This window comes from Thauera sp. 63 (genome assembly GCF_000310165.2).
In the GTDB taxonomy this organism is placed as follows: Bacteria; Pseudomonadota; Gammaproteobacteria; order Burkholderiales; family Rhodocyclaceae; genus Thauera; species Thauera humireducens.
In genome coordinates this window covers 16605-33537 of the sequence record NZ_AMXC01000030.1, presented here as the reverse complement: position 1 = coordinate 33537, position 16933 = coordinate 16605, and the positions used below count along the sequence as shown (strand labels likewise).

The 16933-nt window shown below is 67.4% G+C and carries 14 protein-coding genes; 11 read left to right on the top strand and 3 right to left on the bottom strand.

Annotated features, from left to right (window positions below; all coding sequences use genetic code 11):
* The 7 genes from C664_RS16915 to C664_RS16890 form a co-directional block, all read left to right on the top strand.
* A partial coding sequence (locus C664_RS16915) for a molybdopterin cofactor-binding domain-containing protein (protein ID WP_004264742.1) occupies positions 1-718 on the top strand: 718 nt, incomplete at its 5' end.
* 62 nt (positions 719-780) lie between these two features.
* The gene (locus C664_RS16910; protein ID WP_004264739.1) at positions 781-2379 is read left to right on the top strand and encodes an ABC transporter ATP-binding protein; all 1599 of its coding nucleotides are present in this window, start codon (positions 781-783) and stop codon (positions 2377-2379) included.
* Complete coding sequence (locus C664_RS16905) at positions 2372-3436, top strand: ABC transporter permease (protein WP_004264735.1); 1065 nt, start codon at positions 2372-2374, stop codon at positions 3434-3436. Before C664_RS16910 ends, C664_RS16905 begins: the two co-directional genes overlap by 8 nt.
* Before the next feature lie 13 nt (positions 3437-3449).
* Positions 3450-4382, top strand: a complete 933-nt coding sequence (locus C664_RS16900; protein WP_004264732.1) for an ABC transporter permease — start codon at positions 3450-3452, stop codon at positions 4380-4382.
* 142 nt (positions 4383-4524) lie between these two features.
* A complete protein-coding gene (locus tag C664_RS16895; protein ID WP_004264728.1) occupies positions 4525-7164 on the top strand; it encodes an EAL domain-containing protein in 2640 nt (879 codons plus the stop codon).
* Positions 7165-7433: 269 nt separating this feature from the next.
* Positions 7434-7574 (top strand): response regulator, encoded by a 141-nt coding sequence (locus C664_RS21185; RefSeq protein WP_332306865.1) that lies wholly within the window; start codon positions 7434-7436, stop codon positions 7572-7574.
* Between the two features lie 268 nt (positions 7575-7842).
* The gene (locus C664_RS16890; protein ID WP_004264722.1) at positions 7843-10737 is read left to right on the top strand and encodes a bifunctional diguanylate cyclase/phosphodiesterase; all 2895 of its coding nucleotides are present in this window, start codon (positions 7843-7845) and stop codon (positions 10735-10737) included.
* Here C664_RS16890 and leuE read toward each other — a convergent pair.
* Together leuE and C664_RS16880 are read right to left on the bottom strand one after the other, a co-directional pair.
* Positions 10734-11396: a leucine efflux protein LeuE gene (leuE, locus tag C664_RS16885; RefSeq protein ID WP_004264719.1), complete on the bottom strand. Its 663-nt coding sequence runs from the start codon at positions 11394-11396 to the stop codon at positions 10734-10736. The genes C664_RS16890 and leuE overlap by 4 nt on opposite strands.
* A gap of 114 nt (positions 11397-11510) precedes the next feature.
* The gene (locus C664_RS16880) at positions 11511-12404 is read right to left on the bottom strand and encodes a toll/interleukin-1 receptor domain-containing protein (protein WP_004264716.1); all 894 of its coding nucleotides are present in this window, start codon (positions 12402-12404) and stop codon (positions 11511-11513) included.
* A gap of 92 nt (positions 12405-12496) precedes the next feature.
* Here C664_RS16880 and xdhC point away from each other — a divergent pair, with 92 nt between their 5' ends.
* Positions 12497-13693, top strand: a complete 1197-nt coding sequence (gene xdhC, locus C664_RS16875; RefSeq protein ID WP_232435125.1) for a xanthine dehydrogenase accessory protein XdhC — start codon at positions 12497-12499, stop codon at positions 13691-13693.
* Positions 13690-15039 (top strand): guanine deaminase, encoded by a 1350-nt coding sequence (guaD, locus tag C664_RS16870; RefSeq protein ID WP_004264710.1) that lies wholly within the window; start codon positions 13690-13692, stop codon positions 15037-15039. The genes xdhC and guaD overlap by 4 nt, the downstream gene beginning before the upstream one ends.
* Before the next feature lie 98 nt (positions 15040-15137).
* On the opposite strand, the gene C664_RS20710 is transcribed toward guaD, so the two are convergent.
* On the bottom strand, positions 15138-15278 hold the full coding sequence (locus C664_RS20710) for a hypothetical protein (RefSeq protein WP_156480626.1): 141 nt from the start codon (positions 15276-15278) through the stop codon (positions 15138-15140).
* Positions 15279-15296: 18 nt separating this feature from the next.
* Between C664_RS20710 and C664_RS16865 the strand changes: the two genes are divergently transcribed.
* Positions 15297-15662 carry a response regulator gene (locus tag C664_RS16865; protein WP_004264708.1) on the top strand — a complete coding sequence of 122 codons (366 nt, stop codon included), beginning with the start codon at positions 15297-15299 and terminating at the stop codon, positions 15660-15662.
* 2 nt (positions 15663-15664) lie between these two features.
* Positions 15665-16933: a methyl-accepting chemotaxis protein gene (locus C664_RS21180; RefSeq protein WP_004264706.1), complete on the top strand. Its 1269-nt coding sequence runs from the start codon at positions 15665-15667 to the stop codon at positions 16931-16933.

The window sequence follows — 16933 nt, the reverse complement described above, 5'->3', positions numbered from 1 at the left end:
CGCGCGCCGCATCCGCGACCGCCTGGCGGCGTTCGCCGCCGAGCGGGCCGGCGTCGCCGCCGCCGACGTGGTGTTCGCCGACGACCAGGTGCAGGCCGGTGCCGCGCGCACCCCTTTCCCCCAGCTCGTGCGCGAGGCCTACGTCGCCCGCGTGCAGCTGTGGTCCGACGGTTTCTACGCCACCCCCGGCCTGCACTGGGACGCCCGCACGCTCACCGGCCACCCCTTCTACTACTTCGCCTACGGCGCGGCGGTGTCCGAGGTCGCGCTCGATACCCTGACCGGCGAATGGACGCTGCTGCGGGCCGACCTGCTGCACGACGCCGGCCGCTCGATCAACCCGGCGATCGACCGCGGCCAGGTCGAGGGCGGCTTCATGCAGGGCCTGGGCTGGCTGACGCTGGAGGAGCTGGTGTGGAACGACGAGGGCCGCCTGCTGACGCACGCGCCCTCCACCTACAAGATTCCGGCCGTCCACGACTGCCCGCCCGATTTCCGTGTGCGGCTGTTCGACAACGCCAACCGCGAGGACACCATCCTGCGCTCCAAGGCGGTGGGCGAACCGCCGCTGCTGCTGGCGTTCTCGGTGTTCTTCGCCCTCCGCGACGCGCTCGGCAGCCTCGCCGGACACCGCGTCGCGCCGCCGCTCGACGCCCCGGCGACGCCCGAAGCGATCCTCCGCGCCGCCGACGCGATGCGGGAAATCAGCGGGACTTGAGGCACAATGCGCCCCCACGAGCACAACCTGCCCCGTCCGCCGATGCCGCAGATGCACCGACCATGAGTCAGAGCACCTCCCAACCCGTCCCGCCTCCGGCTGCGACCGCCCCGCGCCTGCAGCTGCGGGGCATCAGCAAGGTCTATCCGACCGTGGTCGCCAACGACCAGGTCGACCTGTCGGTACAGCCGGGCGAGATCCGCGCCATCCTGGGCGAGAACGGGGCCGGCAAATCGACGCTGATGAAGATCATCTACGGCGTCACGCACCAGAGCGCGGGACACATCTACTGGGAAGGCGAGGAAGTCCGCGTCGAGAATCCGGCGCACGCCCGTAGCCTGGGCATCGGCATGGTGTTCCAGCACTTCTCGCTGTTCGAGACCCTGACCGTGGTCGAGAACGTGGCGCTGGCCCTGCCCGGCAACCCGGCGCTGGACGAACTGGCGCAGCGCATCACCGAGGTGTCCGAACGCTACGGCCTGCCGGTCGATCCGCGCCGCCACATCCACGCACTGTCGGTGGGCGAACGCCAGCGCGTCGAGATCATCCGCTGCCTGCTGCAGAACCCGCGCCTGCTGATCATGGACGAGCCGACCTCGGTGCTGACGCCGCAGGCGGTGCGCAAGCTGTTCGAGACCCTGCGCCAGCTCGCCGCCGAGGGCTGCTCGATCCTCTACATCAGCCACAAGCTCGACGAGATCCAGGCGCTCTGCCACACCGCCACCGTGCTGCGCGGCGGCAAGGTCACCGGCGAATGCATCCCGGCGCAGGAGACGCCCGCGTCGATGGCGCGGCTGATGATCGGCAAGGATCTGCCGCACTGCGAGCATGGCGCAGCCAGAACGGATGGCGAGGTGCGCCTGCGCCTGGCGGGGCTGTCGCACGCCAGCGACGACCCCTTCGGCACCGACCTCAAGGACATCCACCTCGACGTGCGCGCCGGCGAGATCGTCGGCATCGCCGGCGTGTCGGGCAACGGCCAGCAGGAACTGCTGCGCGCGATTTCCGGCGAGGACGTGCTGGCGGAGAAATTCCCGGTGCAGATCTGCGGCGTCGAGGCCGGCCGGCTCAGCCCCGGCCCGCGGCGCAAGCTCGGCCTGTGCTTCGTGCCCGAGGAACGCCTGGGCCGCGGCGCCGTGCCCGGCCTGTCACTGGCGGATAATGCCCTGCTCACCGCTGCGCACAGCCAGGGCCTGATCGCAGGGGGCTTTCTGCGCTTCGACCGCGCACGCAACTTTGCCCAGCGCTGCATCGAGGCCTTCAACGTCAAGTGCGGCGGTCCCGGCGCGGCAGCCAAATCGCTGTCGGGCGGCAACCTGCAGAAGTTCATCGTCGGCCGCGAGATCCTGCAGGCGCCGAAGCTGCTGGTCTGCGCCCAGCCCACCTGGGGCGTCGACGTGGGCGCGGCCACCTTCATCCGCCAGTCGCTGATCGACCTGCGTGACCGCGGCTGCGCGGTGCTGGTCATCTCGGAAGAGCTCGACGAGCTGTTCGAGATCTGCGACCGCATCGCCGTGATCGCCAAGGGCCGGCTGTCGCCCACCCGCGCCGCGTCCGAGACGACGGTGGAGGACATCGGCGTGTGGATGAGCGGCATGTGGCCGGGCGCCGAACCCTCCGAACCGCTGCCTGCGAACCGCGCGGAGTCCTTGCATGCTTGAGCTCGAAGCCCGCGCCGAACCCTCGCGGCTGATGTCCTTCCTGTCACCGCTGCTCGCGGTGGTGCTGATGCTCGCCGGCGGCATGCTGGTGTTCTCTGCGCTCGGCAAGGACCCGCTGGAAGGTTTCCGCATCTTCTTCCTGAACCCGGTCAAGGACCTGTACGGCCTCTCCGAATTGCTGCTCAAGGCCACGCCGCTGATGCTGTGTGCGATCGGTCTGGCGATCGGCTTCCGTGCCAACGTGTGGAACATCGGGGCCGAAGGCCAGTTCATGTTCGGCGCGGTGGCAGCGACCGGGGTGGCGCTGTATTTCGACGGCTCGGAGAGCGCCCTGCTGCTGCCGGCGATGATCATGGCCGGCGCCCTCGGCGGTGCAGCCTGGGCGGCGATCCCGGCGCTGCTGCGCACCCGCTTCAACGCCAACGAGATCCTCGTCTCGCTGATGCTGGTCTATGTCGCGCACCTGTTCGTGTCGTGGCTGGTGTTCGGACCGTGGAAGGACCCGGACGGCTTCAACTTCCCGCAGACCAAGATGTTCGGCGACGCAGCGCTGATGCCCGTGCTGCTCGAGGGCACCCGCCTGCACCTGGGTTTTGCGCTGGCGCTCGCGGTGCTGGTGGCGGGCTACGCCTTCATGAACCGCAGCTTCGCCGGCTTCCGCATGCGGGTCGCGGGCGAAGCGCCGGACGCCGCACGCTATGCGGGCTTCTCGGCCCCGCGCATGATCTGGATCGGCCTGCTGCTGGGCGGCGCCGCAGCGGGGCTGGCCGGCATGGGCGAGGTCGCCGGACCGATGGGCCAGCTCACCGACAAGGTCGGCAGCGGCTACGGCTTCGCCGCGATCATCGTCGCCTTCGTCGGCCGCCTCAACGCCTTAGGCATCTTCCTCGCCAGCCTGCTGATGGCGCTGCTCTACATCGGCGGCGAGCAGGCGCAGCAGTACCTGAACCTGCCCAGTTCGATCTCGATGGTGTTCCAGGGCATGTTGCTGTTCTTCCTGCTGGGGTCGGACGTGTTCATCAACTACCGCCTGCGGCTGCGCCGCCGCGCGGCCTGAGGACGAGCGAAACATGGACGCCAGCCTCTTCACCTCGATGCTGTTCGCCACCGTGGTGGCGGGTACGCCGCTGATCATCGTCGCGCTCGGCCTGCTGGTGAGCGAGAAGGCCGGCGTGCTCAACCTCGGCGCCGAGGGCATGATGGCAATGGGCGCGGTCGCCGCCTTCGCCGTCACCCACGAGAGCGGCAACGCCTGGCTGGGCGTGCTGGCCGGCATGGGCGCGGGCATGGCGATGGCGCTGATCTTCGGTGTGCTGACGCTGACGCTGATGGCGAACCAGGTGGCCTCCGGGCTGGCGCTGGCAATCTTCGGCGTGGGTCTGGCGGCCTTTGTCGGCAAACCCTACGAGGCGGTGGCGCTGCAGGCGGTGCCGCCGATCCGCATCCCCTTCATCGCCGACCTGCCGCTGATCGGCGAGGCGCTCTACAACCAGCAGGCGCTGGTGTATTTCTCCTGGGCGCTGTTCTGGGGGCTGCTGTGGTTCCTGTACCGCAGCCGCGCCGGCCTGGTGCTGCGCGCGGTGGGCGAATCGCCTGCGTCGGCGCATGCCATCGGGTATCCGGTGATCCGCATCCGCTACCTGGCGGTGCTGTTCGGCGGCGCCATGGCCGGTATCGGCGGCGCCTTCCTGTCCGTGTTCTACACACCGATGTGGGCCGAAGGCATGGTCGCCGGCCGCGGCTGGATCGCACTGGCCCTGGTGGTGTTCGCCACCTGGCGACCGCTGCGGGTGATGGTCGGCGCTTACCTGTTCGGCGGCGTGATGATCACGCAACTCTTCATCCAGGGCTCGGGGCTGCAGATCGACTTCCCGTCGCAACTGCTGTCGTCCCTGCCGTACTGGGCGACGATCGTGGTGCTGGTGGCGATCTCGCGCAACGCCGGCACGATCCGGCTCAACTCGCCCGTCTCCCTGGGCAAACCGTACCGGCCTGACGCATGAAGCTGCTGTCGTACCCTGCCGCAGGCATCAAGCCTGCGGCCCTATCGTCTGCGGCCTTATCGCCGTCGCCGTGCATTCCGCTACGGGCTGCGCGCGCCTGCCTGCATTACGCTTGCGCTCAGTCTCCTCGACCGCGGCCCCGATGACGCTTGAACTGATCCAGACCTCGGCCCTGCTGCTGGCCCTCAGCCTGCTGCAAGGGCTCTGCCTGCGCTTCCTGTCGCACCGCCCCCGGCTTGCGGAGATTGCATCCGGGCTCGTGTTCGGCGGTGTGTGCGTGATCGGGATGATGATTCCGATCACGCTCGCACCCGGCGTGATCATCGATGGCCGTTCGGTCGTCCTGTCGATGGCAGGTCTGTTCGGCGGTCCGCTCGCCGGCGTGATCACCGGCGCGATCGCGGGCATCTATCGCGTCACTCTCGGCGGCGACGGCATGATCGTCGGCACCATCTCGATCGCGCTCGGGGTGGCGTTCGGCCTTCTCTACCGTGCCGCCTGGCGCGGCCGCAGGCTATCACGCAGGCCCCTGTGTCTCTTCGCCTTCGGCGTGGCAGTGCATGGCGTTTCGATCGTGCTGGTCGGCCTCGTGCCCGGACAGAGCATTGCCGGCCTGTTCGAACGCCTGGGCCTGCCCTACCTGCTGCTCATGGGGGCCGCGACCGCCCTCCTCGGCCTGCTGCTGCGGGATCTGGAGGTTCGCCGACGGAACGAGAACGCACTGAAGGAGCGCGAAGCGCGGCTGCGGGCGATCGCCGGTGCCGTACCCGACATCCTGTTCGTGCTGGACGAGAACGGGCGCTATGTCGAGGTGATGGCACGCGACGAGCGGCAACTCTACCGCGATGCCAAGGACGTGGTCGGACAGAACATCCGTACCCTGCTCCCCGAACCGGCCGCATCGAAGATCATGGCCGCGATCCGGGAAACGATCGACTCGGGCGCACCGGTCAGCACCACGTATGCGCTGGACATGCCGAGAGGCCGATGTGTCTTCGAAGGGCGCCTCCAGGCCATCGAGAGCGAGGCGCGGCCGCGCATGGTGGTCCTGATCGTGCAGGACGTCACTCATCGCACCCAGCTCGAGGAGGAGCGGCGGATCGCAGCGATCGCCTTCGAGTCTCAGCAGGGCATGCTGGTCACCGATGCAGGCACGCGCATCCTGCGCGTCAACAAGGCCTTCACCGAGGTCACCGGCTACGCTGCGGACGAGGTGATCGGCAAGTCGTCGCGAATCCTGGCTTCTGGCCGCCATGGGCCGAGCTTCTATCGCGAGATGTGGCAGCAGCTCAAGGCACACGACTTGTGGGAGGGCGAGGTCTGGAACCGCCGCCGCAACGGCGACGTATACCCGCAACGCCTGTCGATCAGTGCTGTGCGTGACGAGTCCGGCACGGTCACGCACTACGTGGGCAGCTTCACCGACATCTCGCTGAGCAAGGCGAACGAGGAGGAGATCCACGTCCTCGCCTTCTACGACCAGCTGACCGGCCTGCCCAACCGCCGCCTGCTCACCGACCGCCTGCGCCACGCACTCGCGCAATGCAACCGCGACGGCTCGCGCGGCGCGCTGATGTTCATCGACCTCGACGACTTCAAGGACACCAACGACCTGCTGGGCCACCAGGCCGGCGACGCCCTGCTCGCCCGCGCAGCGGGTCGGCTGCGGGCGAGCGTGCGCGAGACCGACACCGTCGCCCGCTTCGGCGGAGACGAATTCGTGGTCCTGCTCGAACAGCTTCCCAAGGACGCGCTCGCCGCCGCCACCGCGGCCGAGCGACTCGGGGAGGCCCTGCTCTCCACGCTCGGCGCGCCCTATCTCATCGGCGACCAACGCATGGTGTGCACGGCCAGCATCGGCATCGCCATGTTCTGCGACCACGAGCAGACCGTGGACGAATTGATGCAGAGCGCCGATCTGTCGATGTACGAATCGAAACGCCTGGGGAAGAACCGCATCCGCTTCTTCGACCCGGTCATGCATCGCACGGTGTCGGAGCGCCTGCTGCTTGAGAACGACCTGCGCGACGCCCTGTCGCAAGGCCAGTTCGAGCTCCACTACCAGGCGCAATGCGATGCCAATGGACGCATCAATGGCGTCGAGGCGCTGGCGCGCTGGCGCCATCCGGTGCGCGGCATGGTGTCACCCGGACTGTTCATCCCGATCGCCGAACGCTCCGGCCTCATGCCGGCGCTCGGTCGCGAGCTCATCGCGATGGCCTGCGCCCAGCTCGGGCGCTGGGCCGGCGACGCGCGCTTCTCCAGCCTGCGCCTGTCGGTCAACGTCAGCGCATCGCAGCTTTACTCGCCCGACTTCGTCACCGAAACGCGCGAACTGCTGGCCCGCACCGGCTGCCCGCCGGACCGCCTGGTCCTCGAGCTGACCGAATCGATGCTGGTGGACGACATGGAGACCGCGGTGCGGACCATGACCGCGCTGCGCGAGATGGGCATCCGCTTCTCCATCGACGACTTCGGCACCGGTTACTCCTCGCTCGCCTACCTGCAGCGCCTGCCGCTGGACGAACTCAAGATCGACCGCTCCTTCGTCCAGAACCTGCCGGACAACGCCAGCAGCCTCGCCATCGTCAGAACGATCGTGGGGCTGGCCCGTAGCCTCGGCCTGCGCGTGATTGCCGAAGGCGTCGAGGAACAGCACCAGGTGCAAGCCCTGCTGGACGAAGGCTGCAGCAACTTCCAGGGCTTCAGGTTCCATCGCCCGGAGGCGATCGGCGACTTCGAGGGGCGCATCTGGCAGCGTCAGCCGCAGACCGCCGCGTGACACAATGACCACGTCGCCCCACGGGTGAGGGCAATGTACGCGCCCGAGGAGCGTACGCTGCTACCGGCACGGCTGGCCGAAGCCGACCGGGTCGGTACCGCCCCGAGGCGTCCGAGGCGCCGCTTACCTTCGATATCGACACCGAAGGCGTGCCCGAAGGCGCGGTCGACACGCCGGCTTCAGGCCGCAAGACAGATTCGAGAGACCGTCAAGCTGCGCGCTCAACGACATGACCATGCCGCTGCTCCTCGTGGTCGACGACGACGGACATCCCGATCGTGATGATCACCGGTCACAGCGAACGTCAGGTGCTGGAGGCCAGCCTGAAGGCGGGGGCGATCGATTTCCTTGTCAAGCCCTTCGACCGCGAGGCGCTGTTCGGCAAGCTCGCACGGCACATCGCGCGCTGACGCTGCGAACTGACGCACGACGGGCGCTGAGGCGGGCGGGAGGGGAAAGCGAACCGGGCTGCGACAGCCGCATCGGGATACCGGCTCATGCCATGGAGGCGCGGTGTGTTCCGCAGGCGCGCCTCCGATCCACAGCAGGATTCGTGTGACATTTTCCACGCTACAGACGCTTACCGCGCCCGCTCGTGACCTGCCGCACTGGCTGCCTGCGGCATATGTCGATAGACTGCGGAAAACCGAAACAACGCCCCAGAATGGGCAGCCGCTCATGATCGCACTCAACCTAGACCACGCTGCCCCGGGAAAGGCCACGCCGCTGTTGGGCCTTGGCCATGTCGGCGGCCTGGTCGTGTTCTGTGCCTTGCTCCACCTGAGCGCCCGCTACAACTACCTGCTGTTCCATACGCTGGTCGAGACCATTCGCATCGTCGTGCTCGGCAGCATCTTCGTGCTGGCCTGGAACGCACGGCGCTGGGTGAGCGACGGCTTCCTGGTGATCGTCGGCATCGCCTCGCTCGGGGTTGCTGCGCTGGAAATCCTGCATACCCTCGCGTTCAAGGGTCTCAACCTGTTTCCCGGCTATGACGCCAACCTGCCGACCCAGCTCTGGATCGCCTTCCGCTACATGGAAGGGATTGCCTTCCTGTTCGCCGTGCACCGGCTCCGACGGCCGGTACAGGCTCACTTCCTGCTGACCACCACGGGCATCGTCACGGTGCTGCTCGCCACCCTGATCTTCAGCGGCAACTTCCCCGACTGCTACATCGAAGGCAGCGGCCTCACGCCATTCAAGATCGTCAGCGAGTTCATCCTGATCGGGATCTTCTCGATGTGCGCCGGCGCGATCTACCTGCAGCGCCAGCATTTCGCCCCCAGCGTCGCACGGCTGCTGATCGCCTCGATGCTCATCTCCGCGCTGGCCGATTTCGCCTTCACCAGCTATGCCGGCGTATTTGACTCCGCCAACGAAGTCGGTCACTACCTGCTCTTCATCTCGAGTTTCCTGCTCTACCGTGCGGTGCTGGTCGCCGGCCTTGCCACCCCCTTCGACCTGCTGTTCCGCAGTCTCAAGCAGAAGGAGACCGAGCTCGAAAGCAAGGTCGTCGAACGCACCTCGGCGCTGCGCAAGAGCCAGGCCCTGAACCGCGCCGTGGTCGAGAATTCGCCCGCCGTGATCTACCTCACCGATCTCGACTGTCGCTACACCCTCGCGAACGCCGCGTTCGAGCGCCTGGTCGGCCGGCCGCGGCGCGAGATCCTGGGGAAGACGGCCTTCGAGCTTTTCCCACAGGACGTCGCCTTTCGCCTCGATCGCCGCAATCACAACGTGATCGCCACCAACCAGCCGCTGCTCGAGACAGAGGACGTCGGCACCAGCCAGCAGGGCGAGACGCGCCACTTCAAGTCGGTCCATTTCCCGCTGCAGGACGAGCACGGTGCGGTCGTAGGCATGGGCGGCATCGCGACGGACGTCACCGACAGCCTGATCGCCGAGGAACGCTACGGCGCCATCATCCGCAGCTCGATGGACGCCTTCATGATGGTCGACGAGGAGGCCCGCCTGCTCGAAGTGAACGACGCCGCCTGCGAACTCAGCGGCTACACACGCGAGGAGCTGCTGCGGCTGCGCGTTTCCGACCTTGACACTGCGGTGGACGAACCCAAGCTGCAGGCGGCGATGCACAACATCGCACGTGACGGCTCGTCCCGCATCGACAGCCGCTGGCGACGCAAGGACGGCGAACTGCGCGACGTCGAGCTCAGCGTGCAGTGCCTGGTGCACGGCGGTGTGCCACGCTACTACTGCTTCGTGCGCGACATCAGCGGTCGCAAGGCTGCCGCGGCGCGCATCGAATACCTCGCCCACCACGACCTGCTGACCGCCCTGCCGAACAAGCTGCTGTTCCAGCAGCAATGCCACGCAGCCTTGCTGAACGCCGAACGCGAGGGCCGCAACTGCGCACTGGTGTATCTGGATCTCGACGACTTCAAGGCCGTCAACGACACCCTCGGCCATGCGGTCGGCGACGCGCTGCTGTGCGAGCTCGCGGCGCGCGTACGAACCCTGATCGATGAGCATGGCCTGGCCTGTCGCGTCGGCGGCGACGAGTTCCTGGTGCTTGTCGGCGATGCCGGCAACCAGCAGCGGCTCGCTGCCTTCGCCGAGCGCACCCTTGCCTTGCTTGCCGAGCCCGTGCAGCTCGACGGCACCTTCCAGACCTGCACCGTCTCCCTCGGCATCGCCCGCTTCCCGAACGATGGCACCGACTTCGACACCCTGTACCGCAAGGCCGACATGGCGATGTCGCAGGCCAAGACCGCGGGTCGCAACACCTTCCGCTTCTTCGACGAAGCCATGCACGCCCAGCTCGTCGAGCGTCGCCACCTGCTGAGCCTGCTGCGCGGTGCGCTCGAACGTCACGAACTGCGGCTGCACTACCAACCGCAGATCGACCTCCATACCGGCGAGGTGATCGGCGCCGAGGCGCTGATCCGCTGGCAGCACCCCGAACTGGGCGTCGTGTCGCCCGCGCGCTTCATCCCGATCGCCGAGGAAAGCGGCCTGATCGTCCCGATCGGCAACTGGGTCATGCGCGAAGCCTGCAGGCAGGCCAAGGCCTGGCAGGATGCGGGGCTGCCGCGCTTCGTGGTCGCGGTCAACCTGTCGGCCGTGCAGTTCCGCCTGCCCGACTTCTGCCAGACCGTCGCCGACGCGCTGACCGATTCGGGCCTGTCACCCGACTGTCTGGAACTGGAACTGACCGAGTCGCTGCTGATCAATGACGCCGACGGCGTGCTCGAGACCGTCCGCGAGCTCAAGGCGCTCGGCCTGCAACTGTCCATCGACGACTTCGGCACCGGCTACTCCAGCCTCGCCTACCTGAAGCGCTTCGACGTCGACAAGCTCAAGATCGACCAATCCTTCGTGCGCGACATGGATCGCGACGCCGACAGCGCCGCCCTCGTCCTCGCCATCGTGCAGATGGCCCACAGCCTGGGGCTCAAGACCATCGCCGAAGGCGTCGAACACGAACACCTCGCCGCCGCGCTGCGCAGCCTGAATTGCGACGAGGCCCAGGGCTACCACTTCGCGCGGCCGATGCCCGCGGGCGACTTCGAAGGCTGGCTGCGCAACGTGGTCGCGTCGCCCGAGGACCGCTAAGCCAGTGTCGCCGTCGCCAGCTTGGCGCCGAAGCCGATGAACACCCCGCCCACGCCGGCCGTGGCGCCCGCTGCGGCGCGGCGATGGCGGCGGAACTGGGCAGCAAGCCGGGCGCCGGCGAAGATCAGCACCGACAGGTAGAGCAGGCTGCAGACCTGCACGATGACGCCGAGGATCAGGAAGGACAGGCCCGGGTGCGCGTAGGCCGGATCGACGAACTGGATGAAGAAGGACACGAAGAACAGGATCGCCTTCGGGTTCATCAGGCTGATGATCAAGGCCGTGCGGAAGGGGTGCGGCGTTCCGCGCACCGCCGGATAGTCGGGTGCCGCACCCGTCGCCTCATCGCCCCGCTTGCGCCATCCCGCAAGCCCGGCGAGCAGCAGGCTGAAGCCCACCCAGGCCAGATAGGCCGCGCCCGCATACTTGATCGCCATGAACAGTTCGGGCGTCGCACGCAACAGCGAGGCCATGCCGGTGACAGCCAGCAGCATCAGGATGGTATCGCCGACGAAGATGCCCGCCGCGCCACGGTAGCCAGCCGCCACGCCCCAGCGTGACGCCGTCGCCATCACGTACAGCGAATTGGGGCCAGGCAGCAGCACGATGAAGACCGTGCCGAGGATGAAGGTCGCGAGGTCGGTGACACCGTAGAACATGGGAATTTCCGTTCGAACGAATCGAGGCGCTACTTTGCCACGCAGGCCGCCGGCATTCCAGCGCGGCGCGGGCGCCTGGCCACTGGTGGCGCAATCAGGGCGGCCCGCCCCGTTTCAGGGTCGGCGCGCCACGAACTCCAGCGGCGCATCCACGCTGTGGCTGCGATGGATGGTCAGGCGCACACGCAGCGCCTCGTCCTCGGGCCACAGTTCGTAGCGCTGCACCAGTTCGCGCGGGGGGTCGTCGCCCGAGACGGTTTCGGCGCGCGTGGCGAAGCGCAGCCTGTCATCCCGCCATTCGTGCGCCTCGATTTCGCGTGGCACACCAAGGAAACTCGCCGTGCCCTCGACCGCGCCGTCGCGCACCTTGAACTCGAAGCGCTCCTGCACGCTCAGGTTCCACGGATAGACCACGTCCGCCTGCCACTCGCCCTGCAAGACCTCCGCCCCGGGCGCGGTGTCATACCACGCCAGCCACGCAAGCAGGGCGATACCGGCCACCCCTGCGCCCAGCGCCGCCCCCCGCCATCGTCGGCGCGGCACCGGCGGGGCAGTGAGCCACTGCGTCAGCACGTCCTGCAGCCGCTGCAGGTCGGTCGTCCATGAGGCGTCGTTGAGCGACAGGGCGTGGCGGTTGGCCAGGCCCCGGATCGAGATGTGCAAGGCCTCGGCGGACGGCATCGCCGCCCCGCCAACCAGCACCGGTACCACCGGCTTGCCCGACGCGAGCGCCCGCTCGACCTCGCGCCGCACGTAGTCGTCAGCAAGATCGAGGCGACGCTGCCCTGCGGCAGAAGCCGTGAGCCAGTGCGGGCCGATGATCACCAGCACGGCCTGCACCTGCTGCAAGCCGCGCTCGATCACCGCCTCGAAATCGGCACCCGGCGGGATATCGTCGACGTCACGGAACACGCTGCCCGCGCCGAAGCGGTACTCGAGCGCATCCGTCAGCCGGCCGGCGAATCCGGCGCTGTCGTCACGGCGGTATGAAATGAACAGGCTGGGCATCGGCACGGCGCGGAGACAATCACCGCTTCCATTCAAGCACGCGCCACTCCCACCTGCCACGTCGATTCGGCGACGGGCCCGCAGTCCACGCCGTGCAATCCAGTACCATGTTGCCGCCGGCCTGCACGGCCTTCACTCCCAACCGCCCGCGAGAACGCAAGCACATGAAGTCGTGGATCGAAGATCTCGCCGCCCGCCTCGACAGCGGCCAGCCGGCCGTCCTGGTGACGGTGGCCGCCGCCCGCGGCTCGACCCCGCGTGCCCCGGGCGCCCACATGGTGGTCGGACCACGGGACAGCGCAGGCAGCATCGGTGGCGGGCAGCTCGAGCTGCGTGCAATCGAACTGGCACGCACGATGATCGCCGACGGCGCGACCCGGCCCTGCGTGCAGCGCTTCCCGCTCGGCGCCAGCGTGGGCCAGTGCTGTGGCGGCGTGATGGAACTGGCGTTCGAGCCCATCGGCGCGGACGCGGGCGAATGGGTGCGTGTGGCGCTGACGCACGCCGGGGCACACCGCCCCTGGGGTCGTGTCGTCGCCATCGGCGCGACACCCGCCCCGACCCGCGTGTTCGATGCGCACCTGCACGCCCTGCATGCGGATGCAGGCTATGACGCGGACAGCGTGCGCGTGCTTGCCGAACGCGCCGCCACGCTGCTGGCTGGCCACGCCGATGGCGCGCTGCTGGCCAACACCCGCCCCGGCGGCGACGCCGACTGGCTGCTCGACGCCAGCGTGCCCCCCGAGTTGCAGGTCGTGCTGTTCGGTGCCGGCCACGTGGGCTGCGCCGTGGCCAGGGTACTGGCGCGCCTCCCGCTGCGCCTGACCTGGGTCGACAGCCGCGACGACGCCTTCCCGGCCGGCCCTGCAGCGGGGTTCATGTCCCGTATCGACTGCCGCAGCACCGATACGCCACTGGCGGAAGTCAGCGACGCGCCGTCGGACGCCGTCTTCCTGGTGATGACGCACAGCCATGCGCTCGACTTCGATCTGGTACGCGCCATTCTCGACCGCGGCGACGCCCGCCTCTGCGGCATGATCGGCTCGAACGCCAAGCACGAGAACTTCGCGCGGCGGCTGCGGGCACGCGGCTGCAGCGAAGCGGCCATCGCCCGGCTGCACTGTCCGATCGGTGCGCCCGGCATCAATGGCAAGGAACCCGAAGTGATCGCGATCGCGGTCGCGGCCGAACTGCTGCAGCTGCGGGGCACCCGCTTCGACGCCCGCCCCGCACAACGCCGGACGGACGGCACACACGCCCCCCAGACCCTCGAGGGCCCGCGCCCATGACCCTGCCCGCCCCCCAAACCCTGCGCGCCGTGCGCGGCGAGATCCTGCACTTCCTGTCCGACCCCGCAGCGTACGGCGCGGCGGCGTCCGAGCACTTCGCCGACGGTATCCTCGCGATCCGCGACGGCCATGTCGCCGAACTCGGGCCGGCGGAGGACATGCTGGCCAAGCTGCCGTCCGACATCGTGCTCGACGACTACCGCGGCAAGCTGATCCTGCCCGGCTTCGTCGACACCCATATCCACTACGCGCAGACCGACATCATCGCCAGCTATGGCGAGCAGCTGCTGGCCTGGCTCGAGCGCTACACCTTCCCTGCCGAAGCCCGCTTCGCCGACCCGGACCACGCCGCGGCCGTGGCCAGCTTCTTCTGCGACGAACTGCTGCGCAATGGCACGACCACGGCAATGGCCTTCGCCACCGTGCATGGCACCTCGGTCGATGCGCTGTTCGAGGCCGCTCGGCAACGGCGCATGCGGCTGATCACCGGCAAGGTGCTGATGGACCGCAACTGTCCGGACTTCCTGCGCGACACGGCCGAATCGGGCGATGCCGAATCGCGCGCCCTCGTCGAACGCTGGCATGGCCGCGACCGCCTGCTGTACGCGGTGACACCGCGCTTCGCCGCCACCTCCTCCACCGAGCAGATGACGCGTGCCGGTCGGCTGTTTGCCGAGCATCCCGGGCTCTACCTGCAGTCACACGTCGCCGAGAACTGCTGCGAGATCGAATGGATCGCCCGCCTCTACCCCGACGCGCGCAGCTACCTCGACGTCTATGACGGCTTCGGCCAGCTCGGCCCGCGCAGCGTCTACGCGCACTGCATCTGGCTCGACGACGCCGACCGCGCGCGCATGGCCGCGACCGGTGCGGCGATGAGCTTCTGCCCGACGTCCAACCTCTTCCTCGGCTCGGGCCTGTTCGACCTGGCAAGCGCACGGGCGCGGGGCATTCGCGTCGGCATTGGCACCGACGTCGGCGCCGGCACCAGCTTCTCCATGCTGCAGACGCTGAACGAGGCCTACAAGGTGCTGCAGCTGAACAACCAGCGACTGTCGGCGACAGACGCTTTCTACCTCGCCACGCTGGGCGGCGCACGCAGCCTGTATCTGGACGCGCAGATCGGCAGTTTCCTCTCCGGCCACGAGGCGGACTTCGTCGTGCTGGACCCACAGGCCACGCCCCTGCTCGCGCGCCGGATGGCTAACTGCGCGAGCCTGGACGAACGCCTGTTCGTCCTGATGATGCTGGGCGACGATCGTGCAGTGGCAGCCACGCATGTGATGGGCGAGCCCGCCGGGCTGCACCCCGCACTGTCAAAAAACTCAAAAACAGTCAATCTCTAAAAATCAATAATATTCGGCGGCGACACAATTCCTTCACGGGGCGCCGTGCCGGAACGCTTTAAGATCGATTCCGTGGTGTACTGAAGTCGGGCCAAGCCTCAAGTTCTCAGCATCGGCGCCGATGAAGCACTTGAACGGAATGGCTCCCGCCCCTGTTCGCCCCACTGGATGTCGGTCAGCGAAGCATCAAGATGCATCGCCCTTGACCAAAAAAATTCGCCAAAAAATGCTTTTTTCATAGACAGCCCCTCTGCGCAATGAAAACGATTTTCCTGGTTGACGACTCCGCCACCATCCTCCTGTCCATCTCCGGCATCCTGAGCAAGGCCGGTTACGCGGTCGAGAAGGCACCCAGTGCACTGGACGCCCTCAAGAAGTTCCAGGCCGGCGTCAAGGTCGACCTGCTGATCACCGACTTGAACATGCCCGGCATGAACGGCATCGAGTTCATCAAGGAGGTGCGCAAGCTGCCGAACTATCGCTTCATGCCGATCCTGTTCCTCACCACCGAATCGCAGCAGTCGAAGAAGGCCGAGGCCAAGGCGGCGGGCGCTTCCGGCTGGATCGTCAAGCCCGCCTCGGCCGACGAGTTGCTCAATACCATCAAGCTCGTCATCCGCTGACCATGAGTTCCTCGACCTTCCTGCGCCGCTCGGTGTTGATGATGATTGCCATCGCGGTGGCAACCGGCCTCACCGTGTATCTCCTGAACACCTGGTTCAACGGCACCTTCCTGCCCTCAATCGGCATCTCGCAGCCCCTGGGCAACGCGTTTGGCTCGATACTGGTCGTGGTGGCGTCCTTCTTTGGCGTGCGTGTGGTCTCGCTCGCCTTCTTTCGCGACCAGGCGTTCGGGCAGGGGCAAAAGCTCGAGGATCTGTCCCACCTGCGCGACCGGAATGAACAGGTCATTCGCGAGATCGCCAAGGAATTGCGTTCCGTGCCCGCATTCAGCGCGGTGCTTCGCAAGCAGCTCGGCTCGGTCGTGGAACAGACTGAAGAAGCGGCCAACAGTATCGGCGCACGCCTGCAGACGATCGACACGGTCGTCGAGCGGCTCAACACCTTCGTCGCCGATCGCTCCAACGAGTCCGCCGAGCTGGTGCATGACTCCGAAGTCCGTATCCAGAACAATCAGAAACTGATCGCCCGCATGCAGGAGTACATCGAATTCCGCATTCGCGAGGCGCGTGAGGACCAGGCCAGCGTGGCACAGGTGGTGAAGGAGGCCCGCTCGCTCGAATCCCTCACCCGGCTGATCAAGGACATTGCCGACCAGACCAACCTGCTGGCCCTGAACGCGGCAATCGAGGCTGCGCGTGCAGGCGAGGCGGGACGCGGTTTCGCCGTCGTCGCCGACGAGGTCCGCAAGCTTTCGAGCGAAACCGAGAAGGCCGTGCTCTCGATCAACCAGGGCATCCAGGGCGTCGCCAACACGATCGAGACCCAGCTCGAAGAGAAGCTCAACTCATCCGACCTGGGTGAAGAGCGCAAGGCGCTGAACCAGTTCGCGGACCAGCTCGCCGAGCTGGGCCGCAGCTACGAGGACATCCTGCGCACCCAGTCCTCGGCCATGGATACGGTACGCCAGAGCAGCGAGGAGCTGGCATCGATGTTCATGGACGCCCTGGCCAGTGTGCAGTTCCAGGACGTAACGCGGCAGCAGATCGAGCACACATCGGACGCGATCATCAAGCTCGACCAGCATCTGGCCGCGCTTGCCGAACGGCTGGAGCAAAGCGACAACCCCAGCTTTTCCTACACGCCCCTCGCCGAGCACCTGGACGAGATCTATTCGCACTACGTGATGGACCAGCAGCGCAACACCCATGACGAAGCCATCGGCAGGTCTTCGTCGGCACGGGGCGCCAACTCCAAGATCGAACTGTTCTGA

Bases quoted from the DNA above. Each gene is read 5' to 3' on its own strand.
- guaD (WP_004264710.1), top strand. From the start codon at position 13,690: ATGACCCTGCCCGCCCCCCAAACCCTGCGCGCCGTGCGCGGCGAGATC.
- C664_RS16900 (WP_004264732.1), top strand. From the start codon at position 3,450: ATGGACGCCAGCCTCTTCACCTCGATGCTGTTCGCCACCGTGGTGGCG.
- C664_RS20710 (WP_156480626.1), bottom strand. From the start codon at position 15,278: ATGAAAAAAGCATTTTTTGGCGAATTTTTTTGGTCAAGGGCGATGCAT.
- leuE (WP_004264719.1), bottom strand. From the start codon at position 11,396: ATGTTCTACGGTGTCACCGACCTCGCGACCTTCATCCTCGGCACGGTC.
- C664_RS16880 (WP_004264716.1), bottom strand. From the start codon at position 12,404: ATGCCCAGCCTGTTCATTTCATACCGCCGTGACGACAGCGCCGGATTC.
- C664_RS16910 (WP_004264739.1), top strand. From the start codon at position 781: ATGAGTCAGAGCACCTCCCAACCCGTCCCGCCTCCGGCTGCGACCGCC.
- C664_RS16890 (WP_004264722.1), top strand. From the start codon at position 7,843: ATGATCGCACTCAACCTAGACCACGCTGCCCCGGGAAAGGCCACGCCG.
- C664_RS16895 (WP_004264728.1), top strand. From the start codon at position 4,525: ATGACGCTTGAACTGATCCAGACCTCGGCCCTGCTGCTGGCCCTCAGC.
- C664_RS16865 (WP_004264708.1), top strand. From the start codon at position 15,297: ATGAAAACGATTTTCCTGGTTGACGACTCCGCCACCATCCTCCTGTCC.
- C664_RS21180 (WP_004264706.1), top strand. From the start codon at position 15,665: ATGAGTTCCTCGACCTTCCTGCGCCGCTCGGTGTTGATGATGATTGCC.
- C664_RS16905 (WP_004264735.1), top strand. From the start codon at position 2,372: ATGCTTGAGCTCGAAGCCCGCGCCGAACCCTCGCGGCTGATGTCCTTC.